This window comes from Janthinobacterium sp. HH102, from assembly GCF_001758625.2.
Taxonomy (GTDB): Bacteria; Pseudomonadota; Gammaproteobacteria; order Burkholderiales; family Burkholderiaceae_D; genus Janthinobacterium.
This window is the reverse complement of sequence record NZ_CP062062.1, coordinates 1,164,593-1,177,470: the sequence shown is the minus strand read 5'-3', so window position 1 is coordinate 1,177,470 and position 12,878 is coordinate 1,164,593. Positions and strand designations below refer to the sequence as shown.

The 12,878-nt window shown below is 60.6% G+C and carries 15 protein-coding genes; 6 read left to right on the top strand and 9 right to left on the bottom strand.

Annotation, left to right across the window (positions count from 1 at the left end; genetic code table 11):
- Nucleotides 1–19: 19 nt before the first annotated feature.
- Together dtd and tyrS are read right to left on the bottom strand one after the other, a co-directional pair.
- Nucleotides 20–466, bottom strand: a complete 447-nt coding sequence (gene dtd, locus JAB4_RS05340; RefSeq protein ID WP_070222705.1) for a D-aminoacyl-tRNA deacylase — start codon at nucleotides 464–466, stop codon at nucleotides 20–22.
- A complete protein-coding gene (tyrS, locus tag JAB4_RS05335; RefSeq protein WP_070222707.1) occupies nucleotides 463–1,728 on the bottom strand; it encodes a tyrosine--tRNA ligase in 1,266 nt (421 codons plus the stop codon). Before tyrS ends, dtd begins: the two co-directional genes overlap by 4 nt.
- A 152-nt stretch (nucleotides 1,729–1,880) precedes the next feature.
- On the opposite strand from tyrS, the gene JAB4_RS05330 reads away from it, so the two are divergent.
- Together JAB4_RS05330 and JAB4_RS05325 are read left to right on the top strand one after the other, a co-directional pair.
- A complete protein-coding gene (locus JAB4_RS05330; protein WP_070222709.1) occupies nucleotides 1,881–3,248 on the top strand; it encodes a M23 family metallopeptidase in 1,368 nt (455 codons plus the stop codon).
- A gap of 141 nt (nucleotides 3,249–3,389) precedes the next feature.
- On the top strand, nucleotides 3,390–4,484 hold the full coding sequence (locus JAB4_RS05325) for an anhydro-N-acetylmuramic acid kinase (RefSeq protein WP_070222712.1): 1,095 nt from the start codon (nucleotides 3,390–3,392) through the stop codon (nucleotides 4,482–4,484).
- Nucleotides 4,485–4,653: 169 nt separating this feature from the next.
- Here the strand turns inward: JAB4_RS05325 and erpA are convergent, their stop codons facing one another.
- The 5 genes from erpA to rplM form a co-directional block, all read right to left on the bottom strand.
- Nucleotides 4,654–5,016: an iron-sulfur cluster insertion protein ErpA gene (gene erpA, locus JAB4_RS05320; RefSeq protein ID WP_029496047.1), complete on the bottom strand. Its 363-nt coding sequence runs from the start codon at nucleotides 5,014–5,016 to the stop codon at nucleotides 4,654–4,656.
- A gap of 94 nt (nucleotides 5,017–5,110) precedes the next feature.
- Nucleotides 5,111–5,500: a polymer-forming cytoskeletal protein gene (locus JAB4_RS05315; protein WP_070222864.1), complete on the bottom strand. Its 390-nt coding sequence runs from the start codon at nucleotides 5,498–5,500 to the stop codon at nucleotides 5,111–5,113.
- 90 nt (nucleotides 5,501–5,590) lie between these two features.
- Entirely contained in the window at nucleotides 5,591–6,628 is a 1,038-nt protein-coding gene (argC, locus tag JAB4_RS05310; protein ID WP_070222714.1) for an N-acetyl-gamma-glutamyl-phosphate reductase, read from the bottom strand.
- Between the two features lie 170 nt (nucleotides 6,629–6,798).
- Nucleotides 6,799–7,191 carry a 30S ribosomal protein S9 gene (gene rpsI, locus JAB4_RS05305; RefSeq protein ID WP_010393285.1) on the bottom strand — a complete coding sequence of 131 codons (393 nt, stop codon included), beginning with the start codon at nucleotides 7,189–7,191 and terminating at the stop codon, nucleotides 6,799–6,801.
- Nucleotides 7,192–7,200: 9 nt separating this feature from the next.
- A complete protein-coding gene (gene rplM, locus JAB4_RS05300) occupies nucleotides 7,201–7,629 on the bottom strand; it encodes a 50S ribosomal protein L13 (protein WP_010393282.1) in 429 nt (142 codons plus the stop codon).
- Nucleotides 7,630–7,854: 225 nt separating this feature from the next.
- On the opposite strand from rplM, the gene JAB4_RS05295 reads away from it, so the two are divergent.
- Entirely contained in the window at nucleotides 7,855–8,277 is a 423-nt protein-coding gene (locus JAB4_RS05295) for an OsmC family protein (protein ID WP_070222716.1), read from the top strand.
- 225 nt (nucleotides 8,278–8,502) lie between these two features.
- Here JAB4_RS05295 and coq7 read toward each other — a convergent pair whose 3' ends face one another.
- Nucleotides 8,503–9,147, bottom strand: coding sequence for a 2-polyprenyl-3-methyl-6-methoxy-1,4-benzoquinone monooxygenase (coq7, locus tag JAB4_RS05290; RefSeq protein ID WP_070222718.1), 645 nt, complete (start codon nucleotides 9,145–9,147; stop codon nucleotides 8,503–8,505).
- A gap of 86 nt (nucleotides 9,148–9,233) precedes the next feature.
- Nucleotides 9,234–9,665 carry a hypothetical protein gene (locus JAB4_RS05285; protein WP_070222720.1) on the bottom strand — a complete coding sequence of 144 codons (432 nt, stop codon included), beginning with the start codon at nucleotides 9,663–9,665 and terminating at the stop codon, nucleotides 9,234–9,236.
- Nucleotides 9,666–9,812: 147 nt separating this feature from the next.
- Between JAB4_RS05285 and JAB4_RS05280 the strand changes: the two genes are divergently transcribed.
- From JAB4_RS05280 to JAB4_RS05270, 3 genes are all read left to right on the top strand, one after another.
- Complete coding sequence (locus JAB4_RS05280) at nucleotides 9,813–10,592, top strand: ATP-binding cassette domain-containing protein (protein WP_070222722.1); 780 nt, start codon at nucleotides 9,813–9,815, stop codon at nucleotides 10,590–10,592.
- A 3-nt stretch (nucleotides 10,593–10,595) separates the two neighbouring features.
- Nucleotides 10,596–11,792: an ABC transporter permease gene (locus JAB4_RS05275; RefSeq protein WP_070222724.1), complete on the top strand. Its 1,197-nt coding sequence runs from the start codon at nucleotides 10,596–10,598 to the stop codon at nucleotides 11,790–11,792.
- Between the two features lie 182 nt (nucleotides 11,793–11,974).
- Complete coding sequence (locus JAB4_RS05270; protein WP_070222726.1) at nucleotides 11,975–12,868, top strand: ABC transporter ATP-binding protein; 894 nt, start codon at nucleotides 11,975–11,977, stop codon at nucleotides 12,866–12,868.
- Nucleotides 12,869–12,878 lie beyond the last annotated feature (10 nt).

Genomic DNA, 12,878 nt, shown 5'->3' with positions numbered 1-12,878 from the left:
TATAGTTATTGTTTGACGCTTATTTAGCGTTCACCTGCAGCCAGAATGTGACAGGGCCGTCATTGGTGAGCGACACCTGCATGTCGGCGCCGAACTGCCCCGTTTGCACGGTCGCATGGCGGCCGCGCGCCTGGTCCACGAAATGCGTGAACAGGCGCAAGCCGTCCTGCGGCGCGGCGGCCGGCGTAAACGACGGGCGCGTGCCGGACTTGGTGTCGGCCGCCAGCGTGAACTGCGGCACCAGCAGCAAGCCGCCGGCCACGTCCGTCACGCTGCGGTTCATCTTGCCCGCTTCGTCGGCAAACACGCGGTAGCCGAGCAGCTTGGCCAGCAGGGCATCGGCTTCCTTCTCCGTATCGCCTCGCTCGGCGCACACGAGCACCATCAGGCCGGCGTCGATGGCGCCGATGGTGGCGCCGGCAACGTCGACTTTCGCCTGCGTGACGCGCTGCAGCAGCGCGATCATGCCGTCAAAGTGACGCGCGCAAATTTGCGCTTGCCAACTTGCAACACGAATTCGCCAGCCGCCACTTGCAGGCCCTTGTCGCTGATGACGGTGCCGTCGATGCGCACGCCGCCCTGCTCGATCATGCGCATGGCTTCCGACGTCGACGGGCACAGGCCCGCCTGTTTCAGCAATTGCGGGATGCCCAGCGGGGCGCCGGCCAGGGTCACTTCCGGGATATCGTCGGGAATGCCGCCCTTCGAGCGGTTGACGAAGTCGACCAGCGCATCTTCGGCCGCCTGCTGCGAGTGGAAGCGGGCGACGATTTCTTGCGCCAGCGCAACCTTGGCATCGCGCGGATTGCGGCCTTCCTCGACTTCGCGCTTCAGCTGGGCCAGTTCGGCGATCGAGCGCCACGACAGCAACTCGTAGTAGCGCCACATCATGACGTCGGAAATGCTCATCAGCTTGGCGAACATGGTGTTGCCCGGTTCCGTGATGCCGATGTAGTTATTCTTCGACTTGGACATTTTTTCCACGCCGTCCAAACCTTCCAGCAGCGGCATGGTCAAAATACACTGCTGCTCCTGTCCATACTGCTTTTGCAGTTCGCGGCCCACCAGCAGGTTGAACTTCTGGTCCGTGCCGCCCAGTTCCAGGTCCGATTTCAGGGCCACCGAGTCGTAACCCTGCATCAGCGGGTACAGGAATTCATGGACGGAAATAGGAATGCCGCCTTGGAAGCGCTTGGTGAAGTCGTCGCGCTCGATCATGCGCGCCACCGTGTAGTGGGAAGCGAGCTGGATGATGCCGCGCGCGCCCAGCGGATCGCACCATTCGGAGTTATAACGGATTTCAGTCTTGCTGGCGTCCAACACTAAAGATGCTTGCGCGAAATACGTCATCGCGTTAATCTCGATCTGTTCCTTCGTCAGCGGCGGACGCGTGACGTTGCGGCCCGAAGGGTCGCCGATCATGGAAGTAAAGTCGCCGATCAGGAAAATGACTTGATGGCCCAGGTTTTGCAGCTGGCGCATCTTGTTCAGCACGACAGTGTGGCCCAGATGCAAGTCGGGTGCAGTCGGGTCCAGGCCCAGTTTGATGCGCAGTGGAACACCGGTTTTCTCGGAGCGCGCTAATTTTTGCGCAAATTCGCTTTCGATCAAGAGTTCGTCGACGCCACGCTTGGTAATCGCGAGGGCTTCTTGTACTCTGTCCGACAGTGGAAGCGCGGTCTGAGCGGCGTTAGCCTTTGTAGGCGATGCGGTGGTGTTGATTTCCATAAAATTTGACTGTAGATCTCAAAATGGTAGTAGGTTTGCGGAGTTTGTTATAATGCTCGATCCCATCAATCTTGCCGTATGAGCGAACTAAAATAACAATAACAAAGAGCACTAGTTCACGAATCGTTCAAGGGCAAATTTTAACTGATTGCATGAACCCTATACATAAAATCACAGGCTCACGCTTGTACACACAGCTGACGACGACACGCAAGGCGCGCATTATTGGCGCGTCCGCAGTGCTGCTCGCCGTGGCCGCCTTCGGCGCGGTCGCTGTGTCGCCCATGGCGCCCGACGCATCGGACTTGCCGGTCACGTCCATCGCCCAGAACCTGGAAATGCCTGATCTCGCCTCGCAGATTTCCGCGATGGAACAGGTAGACCAGAATTTCACCCACGAAGAAAAAGTCCGCGCTGGCGATACCCTCGCCACCCTGCTGACCCGTCTCGGCGTGGATGATCCGGCGGCCGCCAATTTCATTAAAACCGACAAGATCGCGCGCGGCGTGATGTTGCTCAAATCGGGCAAGCGCGTGCAAGCGCAAACGTCCGAAAACGGCGACCTCAACTGGATGCGCGCCACCCTCGTCGACGGCACCGACAAATCGGTCAAGAACATCCTGATCACCCGCAAGGGCGACAAGTTCGTGGCCACGGAAGTGGCAGCCCAGCTGGAACGCCGCGTTGAAATGCACGCGCGCAAGATTACCTCCACCCTGTTCGCCGCTACCGACTCCAGCCTGGACGGCACCCGCCTGCCAGACTCGATTTCCGCGCAAATCGTGGAAATGTTCTCGACCAATATCGACTTCCGTTCCGACCTGAAACGCGGCGACTCGTTTAATGTTGTTTACGAAACATTCTGGCAAGATGGCGAATTTGTCCGAGCGGGCCGCATCCTGGCCGGTGAATTCACCAACCGCGGCACGACTTACCAGTCCGTTTGGTTCGAAGACCCAGCCAGCAAGCAAGGCGGCGGTTACTACAGTTTCGACGGCAAGTCCCTCAAAAAAGCCTTCCTGAAATCTCCCCTCGAATTTTCCCGCATCTCGTCCGGCTTCTCCATGCGCGTGCACCCGATTTCCGGCAACTGGAAAGCGCACAAGGGCATCGATTTCGCCGCGGCAACGGGCACGCCTATCCGCGCTTCCGGTGACGGCGTCGTCGATTCCGTCGGCAGCCAGAACGGCTACGGTAATGTTGTTGTTCTGAAACACTGGGCCAACTACAGCACCGCCTACGCCCACATGAGCCGCTTCGCTTCGGGCCTGAAAAAAGGTCAAAAAGTCAGCCAGGGCGATGTGATCGGCTACGTCGGCACCACCGGCTGGTCCACGGGCGCCCATTTGCACTATGAATTCCGTGTCGGCGGCGTGGCACAAGATCCAAGCAAGCTGAACGTACAAGCCCAGGCGCCATTGACGGCCGCCGAGCTGAGCCGCTTCCGCATGGTCTCCGCCGACATGATGCACCGCTTCACCCTGCTGCGTCCGAACGACACGGCACTGGCGTCGCGTTAAACGACATTCCAACACTGCCTTCGGGCAACCCATAAAGGCACCGCCCATGCAGATGGCCGGTGCCTTTGTTTTTTCCCGCGTGCACACGGCACAAATGCGGCACAATGCACCCCATCACTTATGCATTCAAGGACAACCCCCATGCTGTATATCGGTCTGATGTCTGGCACCAGCCTCGATGGCGTCGATGGCGCGCTGGTCGACTTTTCCGACGATGGCGGCACGCGCAGCCTGGGCGACGCCTACATTGCCTTTCCCGCCAGCCTGCGCGCCGACCTGATGGCCTTGCAAAGTGCCGGCCAAAATGAAATCGAACGCGAAGCGCTGGCGGCCAATCAGCTCGTGCGCCATTACGGCGAATGCGTCGCCCTGCTGTTGAGCGACGCGGGCATCGGCCCGGACGCCATCGCCGCCATCGGCGCGCATGGCCAGACCATCCGCCACCGCCCCGAGCTGGGCTTTACGCGCCAGTTGAACAACCCGGCCCTGCTGGCGGAACTGACGGGCATCGACGTCATCGCCGACTTGCGCAGCCGCGACGTGGCGGCCGGCGGCCAGGGCGCGCCGCTGGTGCCCGCTTTTCACCAGGCCATTTTCAACTTGCCCGGCCACACGCGCGTGCTGGCCAATATCGGCGGCATCAGCAATATCAGCGTGCTGCACGCGGACGGCACAGTGACGGGCTACGACACGGGTCCCGGCAATGCGCTGATGGATGGCTGGGCCTTGCGGCACCTGGGCCAGCCGTATGATGCCAACGGCGCCTGGGCCGCCACGGGCCAAGTCATCCCCGCCCTGCTGGCGGATTTGCTCGACGATCCCTATTTTGACTTGCCGGCGCCGAAAAGCACGGGCCGCGACCTGTTCCACGCCGACTGGCTGCAAGGCAAGCTGGCGAATCACCGTGGCGCCCAAGCCGCCGACGTGCAGGCGACCTTGACGCAGCTGACGGCCGTCAGCCTGGCGCAGGCCATCGCGCGCGACGGAGCGCACGCGGAAACCGTGTATGTGTGCGGCGGCGGCGCGCAGAACGCCGCGCTGATGGCAGCGCTGGCCCGGGAATTGCCGGGCATGGCGGTGGAGTCGACGGAGGCCTTGGGCGTGGCGCCCAGCCAGGTCGAGGCACTGGCGTTTGCCTGGCTGGCCTGGCGCTTTACACAGCGCAAGCCGGGCAATTTGCCGGCCGTGACGGGTGCTCAGGGCTTGCGGGTGCTGGGCGCGCTCTACCCGCGCTAAGCGGGCGCAGAAACACAAATAGCGGATCGATGATCCGCTATTTTTATATTGCGCCTGTAAACCGGCGCGCCTAAAAAACGTTCAGGGCAAGGCGCATTGCCAAAGACAGTACGAAGAGTACGGCGAGACAATGCAACGCCGCCATGGACGTTTTCTCAGGTGTGCCAGCTTATACCGAGAACGACGAACCGCAACCGCAGGTCGACGTCGCGGTCGGGTTTTTAATCACGAACTGCGCGCCTTCCAGGTCATCCTTGTAGTCGATTTCCGCACCGACCAGGTACTGGTAGCTCATGGAGTCGATCAACAGCTGAACGCCGTTCTTGACCATGGTGGTGTCATCTTCGTTGACGATTTCGTCGAAGGTGAAACCGTACTGGAAGCCGGAACAGCCGCCGCCCTGCACGAAGACGCGCAATTTCAGGTCGGGATTGCCTTCTTCCTCGATCAGCTGCGCGACTTTTTCGGCGGCGCTATCGGTAAAGATGATAGGCGAAGGGATCACATCTTGCATTTCAGCGACTGCATTCATTTCAGACTCCTCAGAAAACATAGCCTCATTATAGACTGTTGGCACAACTCGCGCTGCGGCGTCCGCAGAGGCGGCTAGCCGGTGTTGTTCCTGCTCACATTTCCGATACGGCCAGGTGCAGCACGGGGTCGGCGCTGTCGTGGCGGCTGAGCTTGCCCTGCACCAATGCGCCGCTGTGCATTTCCAGCACCTTGTAATAGACCTCTCCTACAATGCGGGCTTTTGGCTGGATTTCAAGCATTTCGGACACATACACAGGGCCATTGATCTCGCCACTGACAACCAGGCTCGAGCAGCGCACCTCGCCATCGATGCGCCCTGCCTCGCCCAGCACTATGTGCGTGGACTCGCCCGCCTCGCCCGTGACATTGCCGCGCACATGGCCATCGATGCGCAAGCCGCCGCAAAACAGCAAGTCGCCCTCGATCCGCGTGGAAGCGCCAATCAGGGTGTCGATGGGGTTTTTCGCGTTGCGCTCGAACATGAACGTCATCCTGTCGGTATACGTGGCAGTCCAATTTAGCACAGGTCCGGCAAAAAGGCGCCGGACCCGCGCAAGCACTGCTGCCTATTTTTACGGCAGCAAGGCGATATGTTGCAAACCGGCCGTTTCTTTCAAGCCAAACATCAAGTTCATGCACTGCACGGCCTGGCCAGAAGCGCCCTTGACCAGGTTATCCTGCACCACCAGCACGATGACGGTATTGCCGCCCTCGGGACGGTGCAAGGCCAGGCGCAGCATGTTCGAGCCGCGCGTGGAACGGGTTTCCGGGTGCGAGCCGAATGGCATCACGTCGACGAAAGGCTCGTCCTTGTATTGCGTTTCGAACAAGGCTTGCAATTCTTCATTGCTGACATCCTTGTTCAGCTGCGCGTACAGGGTCGAATGCATGCCGCGGATCATCGGCACCAGGTGCGGCGTGAAGGTCAGCGCCACTTTCTCATCCGTGAAACGCTGCAGCTGCGCCGTCGTTTCCGGCAGGTGGCGGTGGCCAGCCACGCCATAGGCCTTGAAGCTGTCGCTGCTTTCCGAGAACAGGATGCCGATTTCCGCCTTGCGGCCGGCGCCGGACACGCCCGACTTGCAGTCGGCGATCAAACCGCCCGCATTGACGAGGCCCGCCTTGAGCAGCGGGTAAAAGCCCAGCTGCATGGTGGTCGGGTAGCAACCGGGGTTGGCGATCAGCCTGGCCTGCTTGATGTCTTCGCGGTTCAGTTCCGGCAAGCCATACACGGCCTCGGCTATCAGTTCAGGGGCCGTGTGGGGAATCTTGTACCACTGCTCGAACTTGGCCTGGTCTTTCAGGCGGAAGTCAGCGGCCAGGTCGATGACTTTCACGCCGGCGGCCAGCAGGGCTGGCGCTTGCGCCATCGCAACACCATGCGGGGTCGCGAAGAAGACCACGTCGCACTGTTCCAGGTTCGCCTTGTCCGGCGAGGAAAACGCCAGCTTGACGTGGCCACGCAGGGAAGGATACATGTCGGCAACGGGCAAGCCATCTTCCTTGCGCGAGGTAATCGCCGTCAATTCGACATCTGGATGGGTAGCGAGCAAGCGCAGCAATTCCACGCCCGTGTATCCAGTGCCGCCGACGATGCCAACTTTGATCATGTTCTTTCCTTGTGTATAGATTGCATAAAGATGAAGGGAAACGCTACCCCAGCGGGATTTCCGCGTATTTTACAGCGCAACGGCGCATCCCGCTGAAATGCAAAAAAGCCGCGGAACCGAAGTCCAGCGGCTTTTCGACCAGCACCCCGGAAGGTGCTGTAGCGTAGAAATTAACGCTTCGAGAATTGCTTTGCGCGACGTGCTTTGCGCAGACCAACTTTTTTACGCTCGACTTCACGTGCATCGCGGGTCACGAAGCCGGCTTTCGCCAGTTCCGGTTTCAACGCTGCATCGTAGTCGATCAGAGCGCGGGTGATGCCGTGACGAACTGCACCAGCCTGGCCCGACTCACCGCCGCCATGGACGTTGACTTTGATGTCGAAACGCTCGACATTGCCGGTCAGTTCCAGTGGTTGACGGATGACCATCAGACCCGTTTCGCGCGAAAAGTATTCGTTTGCTGGTTTGCCGTTAACAACGATCAAGCCTGTGCCAACTTTGATAAAAACCCGAGCCACTGCACTTTTGCGACGGCCGGTTCCATAATTGTAATTACCGATCATGTCAGTTCCTTAGAGAACAAGTGCTTTAGGTTGCTGAGCAGCGTGCGGATGGGAACCTTCCGCGTACACTTTCAGCTTCTTGATCATTGCGTAGCCGAGTGGGCCTTTAGGCAGCATGCCCTTGACCGCTTTCTCAAGCGCGCGACCTGGAAAACGCTGTTGCATTTTCTGGAAGTTGGTTTCGTAGATGCCGCCTGGATAGCCAGAGTGACGGTAGTAAATTTTCTCAGTAGCTTTGGTACCGGTCACACGCAGTTTGCCTGCGTTGATGACGACGATAAAGTCGCCGGTATCGACGTGAGGAGTAAATTCTGGTTTGTGTTTGCCGCGCAGTCGGAGTGCCACTTCGCTGGCAACACGTCCGAGGACTTTGTCCGTCGCGTCAACCACGAACCAATCGCGCTGGACTTCATGTCCTTTAGCGGAAAATGTTTTCATGTTGACTTCCTAATAGATTACACGCTCAAATGGTGGTTCCGCCGATGTTGCTGTGCGGACTCTGCCTTATTTACTTTTCCTGAGCGAACGGAAAGCCGACAAGTATAAGCGGCTTTGCCCTGCCGCGTCAAGCCACGATGCAGACCGGCTGCGGGCTGGCGGCCGGCACATGGATGAGCATTCCTCTATTACAATACAAAACGCTTACAATTTTCGGAGAGTACGATGGAATGCAAAGTCAGCTGGAATGGCCCGTCGGGCATGAGTTTTCGGGCAGAAACCGGTTCCGGCCACCTGGTGACCATGGATGGCGCGCCCGATGGCGGCGGCCACAACCTGGCGCCGCGCCCCATGGAAATGGTCTTGCTGGGCACGGGCGGCTGCACCGCCTATGACGTGGTGCTGATCCTGAAACGGGGCCGCGAAGCCGTCAGTGGCTGCGAAGTGACCCTGAAGGCCGAGCGCGCCGACACCGATCCGAAAGTCTTTACCAAGATCCACTTCCACTTCACCGTGCGGGGCAAGGCCCTGAAACCGACGGCCGTGGAACGGGCCGTTTCATTGTCGCATGACAAATATTGCTCGGCGTCGATCATGCTGGCGAAAACTGCGGAAATTACGCATTCCTTTGAAATCATCGAGGAGTAGGTCGGATTAGCGCGTGAGCGCGTAATCCGACGACACCGCCGGCGCCAACAATGTTGTCGGATTACGGCCTGCGGCCTAATCCGACCTACGCCGACTGCGGAAATTACGCATTCCTTCGAAATCATCGAGGAGTAGGTCGGATTAGCGCGTGAGCGCGTAATCCGACGACACCCGTAACGCCAACAATGTGTCGGATTACGCGCGGCATTGCCGCGCTAATCCGACCTACAAGTAATACGCCGTCTTGGTCATGACCTTCCCCATCAGGCCCATCAACGCCTTCACGGGCGCCGGGGTGTCGATGGCGCCCAATCGCTGGGCGGCGGCGCCGTGTTCCACCTCGTCGATGGCCATCTGCTTGACGATGGCGCGCGACTTGGCGTCCTGCGGCGGCAATTCCTGCAGGTGGCTGGCCAGGTGCGCTTCCACCTGGCGTTCCGTTTCCACCACAAAACCCAGGCTGCGGCCGTCGCCCATGCGCGCGGCGATGGTGCCCAGCGCAAACGAACCCGCATACCACAGGGGATTGAGCAGGCTCAGACGCGAGCCCAGCTCCGTCAGGCGCTGCGCCGTCCAGGCCAGGTGGTCTTCCTCTTCGCGTCCCGCCTCGTCGAACTGGGCGCGGATGGCCGGGCTGTGCGCATAGCGCGCCTGCGAGTTGTACAAGGCTTGCGCGCACACTTCGCCCACATGGTTGACGCGCATCAAGCCGGCGCTGTGACGCTGCTCGGCCGGGCTCAGCTCCGCATCGGGCGCATGCGCGGCCGGCGTGGGGCGCGAGGCCGAAGCCACGCCCGCGATGACGCGCAAGGCCTTGTCGGCGCCAACAATCAAACGATCCAGGGGGTCAAAATGGCGGTTCGCGGTCATCGTGGGCTATTCATGTAAGGGAAAACATGAATTATAGGACGATCAGGGCCAGCCGTCCCCACGCCGCGCGCGGGCCGAACGGGGCTTTATTGACCTGTGCGCGCTTTTTCCTGCTCGATCCAGTCCACCACGGGGCCGACGGCATCGAGCCCGGACAGGCTTTTCGCCACGCCCAGGTTCAGTGAAATCAGAAAAGAAATGCTGTCGACGGGAATGTCCGGGCAGTGCTGGGCAAACGCGGCGCGAAAACGCTCCGATTGCAGCACGCGCAAGACTTTCTCGCCGCTCATGAATTGCAGCACGCTGGCGATGCTGTGCCCGCCACCTAGCGAGTGGTAAATAAAACGGTTGTACTTCGCGTCGATCTGCTTGAAATCGAGGGTTTCCTCCGTCATCAGGCCGGCCAGATAGTACAGTCCCAGGCTGACGCGGAAGAAACCGATGGCTTCGGCACTGGTCATGCCGGCGCGCGCCACGGCCAATACCTTGTCCTGCATCGCCTGATCGATCGTTTGCATTGCGCTCTCCCGCGCCGTCCGCCGGCGCCACCGGGCCAGCTTGCATGAAGATGCTGTTTTTTTCAATAGACCAAACGATATTTCCACCTTGCAAGTTACATTTTTTGCATGCTACTCTCGTTGTTCACCGTTGAATGGATGAAACACATGATAGAGGTCAAGCACCTGGCAAAACGTTTCCGCATGCCGCCCCACAAGGGCAAGGGCGTGCACGTGAGCGATCCGCGCGAACATGAGGGCTGGTTCCACGCCGTGCGCGACGTCAGTTTCAGCTGTGCCCCGGGCGAGGTGCTGGGCTTGCTGGGTCCGAATGGTGCCGGCAAGACGACCACCCTGCGCCTGCTGTCGACGGCCTTGCAGGCCGATGCGGGCAGCGCCCTCGTCAATGGCGTCGACGTGCTGCGCCAGCCGCTGGTGGCGCGCCAGAGCATCGGTTTTTTGTCCGGCTCGACGGGTTTGTACGGCCGGCTGACGGCGCGCGAGAACGTGGAATACTTTGGCCGCCTGCATGGCATGCCGGCCGACAAGCTGAAACGCCGCTGCGACGAACTGTTTTCCCTGCTGCACATGGAGGAATACGGCGGCAAGCGGGCCGATCAATTGTCGACGGGCATGAAACAGAAGTGCGCGATCGCCCGCACCGTCGTGCACGAGCCGCAAGTGGTTATCCTCGACGAGCCGACCACGGGCCTGGACGTGATGTCGGCCAAGATCCTGCTCGACTTCATCGCCAGCTACAAGGCGCTGCGCGTGCCGCTGATCTTTTCCACGCACCACCTGCACGAGGTGGAAAAGCTGTGCGACCGCGTCTGCATCATCAACCGCGGCACCACCGCCTTCCATGGCACGGTCGACGAACTGCGCCACCTGGGCGGCAGTACCGATCTGTACGACGCCTTTGTCAGCGTCATCAACCAGGGAGCCTGAACCATGTGGACCATTTACCTGAAAGAGTTGCTGGAACTGACGCGCGACCGCAAGACGCTGATCTTCACCATCCTCATCCCCATCTTTGCCATGCCGCTGATCTTTGGCGGCTTCGCTTATGTTTCAAGTAATATGTTCAAGAACGCCAAGACGGCGGAACTGCGCTACGCGCTGTTCGGCAAGGACCATTCGCCGGGCCTGAGCGCGCGGTTTGCGCAGCAGCACAACCTGCGCGAAGTGCCGCTGGCCAGCGAGGCGGACATCCGCCGCGCCATCGGCGACGATACCATCAAGTTTGCCGTCGTCATCCCGCCGCATTTTGAACAAGCGCTGAAGCAGCAGGCGCAAGCCAAGGTGACCCTGCACTACAACAGCGCCAGCTCGGTGGACGTGACGCACCAGCGCGTGCGCGAAATCGTCGACGCCTACAACGCCAGCCTGCGCGAAGGGGCCTTGTCCGCCCTGAACCTGAGCCCTGCCCAGCTGGCCTATGCGCTCAATCCCATCGTGCTCGACAAGCAATCGACGGCCAACGAGCGCGAACAGATGGGCGCCATCATCGGCGGCATGGTGCCGTATCTGCTGCTGATGGTGTGCCTGACGGCAGCCATGTATCCGGCCATCGACCTGGGCGCCGGCGAAAAGGAACGGGGCACGCTGGAAACCCTGCTGCTGGCGCCCGTGCCGCGCAGCGCCATCGTGCTGGCCAAGTTCCTCGTGCTGTTTACGGTGGGCATGACCTCCGCCGTGCTGATGGTGGGCAGCATGGGCGTCCTGCTGGCCATCTTCGGCAGCTCGCTGGAAGGCCACATGGCCATCCTCGTGCACAGTATCGGCTTGCCCGACCTGGCCATGGTGACCCTGATGCTGGTGCCGACGGCCGCCATCTTCGCCTCGCTGCTGCTGTCGATCTCGATCTACGCGAAGAGCTACAAGGAGGCGGCCGGCATGATCACGCCGCTGATGCTGTTTGTCATCCTGCCCACGGTGACGGCCATGCTGCCCGGCGTCGAGCTGAACTGGATGTGGGCCATGGTGCCGCTGACGAACGTGTCGCTGGCCATGAAGGAACTGGTGAAAGGCACCATGGATTACCGCATGTTCGGCGTGATCCTGGCCTCGACGACGGTGATCGCCGGCGCGCTGCTGATGCTGTGCCGCTGGTGGTTTAACCGGGAATCGGTTTTGTTCCGTAACTGACACTCTCGTGGCGCGGCCGACAAGACCAGGACCGGCCCGCCATCCGCCCTCGCCAACTGCACTCTGGGCACGCGAAAATGCCGTGTATCGCATGCAACTGCCCAGTGCGTCCTAAATTCAATACAATGCCAGCATAGAGTAGCCCTGTCGCATCGGGCAGCAACGCATGAGTTAGGAGTTGTATGGAATTGCAGATCCGCAAATTGTCGAAGACCTACGCCAATGGCGTGGTGGCGCTGGACAACGTTTCGCTGACGATACCGCCCGGGATGTTCGGCTTGCTGGGCCCGAACGGCGCCGGCAAGTCGACCCTGATGCGCACCCTGGCCACCCTGCAGGAATGCGATTCCGGCTCCATCTTCTTCGGCGACTACGACGTACTCGACGACAAGGACGAAATCCGCCGCATGCTGGGCTACCTGCCGCAAGACTTCGGCCTGTACCCGAAAGTGACGGCCTACGAGCTGCTCGACCACTTCGCCATGTTAAAAGGCTTGTCGCAGCGGGCGCGCCGGCGCGAAGTCGTCGATGGGCTATTGCAGCAAACCAATCTGTTCGACGTGCGCCACCAGCGCCTGGGCGGCTTTTCCGGCGGCATGCGCCAGCGCTTCGGCATCGCGCAAGCCCTGCTGGGCGACCCGAAACTGATCATCGTCGACGAGCCGACGGCCGGCCTCGACCCGCAGGAGAGAGTCCGCTTCCACAATCTGCTGTCCGACATCGGCGAAGACAAGACGGTGATCCTGTCGACCCACATCGTGTCCGACGTGGCCGACCTGTGCGCCAACATGGCCATCATCAACAAGGGCCATTTGCTGCTGTGCGGCAAGACCCAGGAACTGATCGATGAAGTCAGCTGCAAGATCTGGGCGCGCTTCGTCGAAAAGAAAGAACTGGCCAGCTTCCAGCAGCGCCACGCCGTCATTTCCACGCGCTTGCTGTCGGGCCGCACCCTGATCCACGTCTACAGCGACGACGACCCGGGCGACGGCTTCGAGGAAGCCATCGGCGACCTGGAAGACCTGTATTTCGCCACCATTGCCGGGCGCCACCGCGTCGCCCCGCAATGCGACTGAGGGGGCGGCC

Bases quoted from the DNA above. Each gene is read 5' to 3' on its own strand.
- JAB4_RS05330 (WP_070222709.1), top strand. From the start codon at position 1,881: ATGAACCCTATACATAAAATCACAGGCTCACGCTTGTACACACAGCTG.
- JAB4_RS05275 (WP_070222724.1), top strand. From the start codon at position 10,596: ATGTGGACCATTTACCTGAAAGAGTTGCTGGAACTGACGCGCGACCGC.
- coq7 (WP_070222718.1), bottom strand. From the start codon at position 9,147: ATGACCGCGAACCGCCATTTTGACCCCCTGGATCGTTTGATTGTTGGC.
- rpsI (WP_010393285.1), bottom strand. From the start codon at position 7,191: ATGATCGGTAATTACAATTATGGAACCGGCCGTCGCAAAAGTGCAGTG.
- JAB4_RS05315 (WP_070222864.1), bottom strand. From the start codon at position 5,500: ATGTTCGAGCGCAACGCGAAAAACCCCATCGACACCCTGATTGGCGCT.
- erpA (WP_029496047.1), bottom strand. From the start codon at position 5,016: ATGAATGCAGTCGCTGAAATGCAAGATGTGATCCCTTCGCCTATCATC.
- rplM (WP_010393282.1), bottom strand. From the start codon at position 7,629: ATGAAAACATTTTCCGCTAAAGGACATGAAGTCCAGCGCGATTGGTTC.
- tyrS (WP_070222707.1), bottom strand. From the start codon at position 1,728: ATGGAAATCAACACCACCGCATCGCCTACAAAGGCTAACGCCGCTCAG.
- JAB4_RS05280 (WP_070222722.1), top strand. From the start codon at position 9,813: ATGATAGAGGTCAAGCACCTGGCAAAACGTTTCCGCATGCCGCCCCAC.
- JAB4_RS05285 (WP_070222720.1), bottom strand. From the start codon at position 9,665: ATGCAAACGATCGATCAGGCGATGCAGGACAAGGTATTGGCCGTGGCG.
- argC (WP_070222714.1), bottom strand. From the start codon at position 6,628: ATGATCAAAGTTGGCATCGTCGGCGGCACTGGATACACGGGCGTGGAA.
- JAB4_RS05325 (WP_070222712.1), top strand. From the start codon at position 3,390: ATGCTGTATATCGGTCTGATGTCTGGCACCAGCCTCGATGGCGTCGAT.
- dtd (WP_070222705.1), bottom strand. From the start codon at position 466: ATGATCGCGCTGCTGCAGCGCGTCACGCAGGCGAAAGTCGACGTTGCC.
- JAB4_RS05270 (WP_070222726.1), top strand. From the start codon at position 11,975: ATGGAATTGCAGATCCGCAAATTGTCGAAGACCTACGCCAATGGCGTG.
- JAB4_RS05295 (WP_070222716.1), top strand. From the start codon at position 7,855: ATGGAATGCAAAGTCAGCTGGAATGGCCCGTCGGGCATGAGTTTTCGG.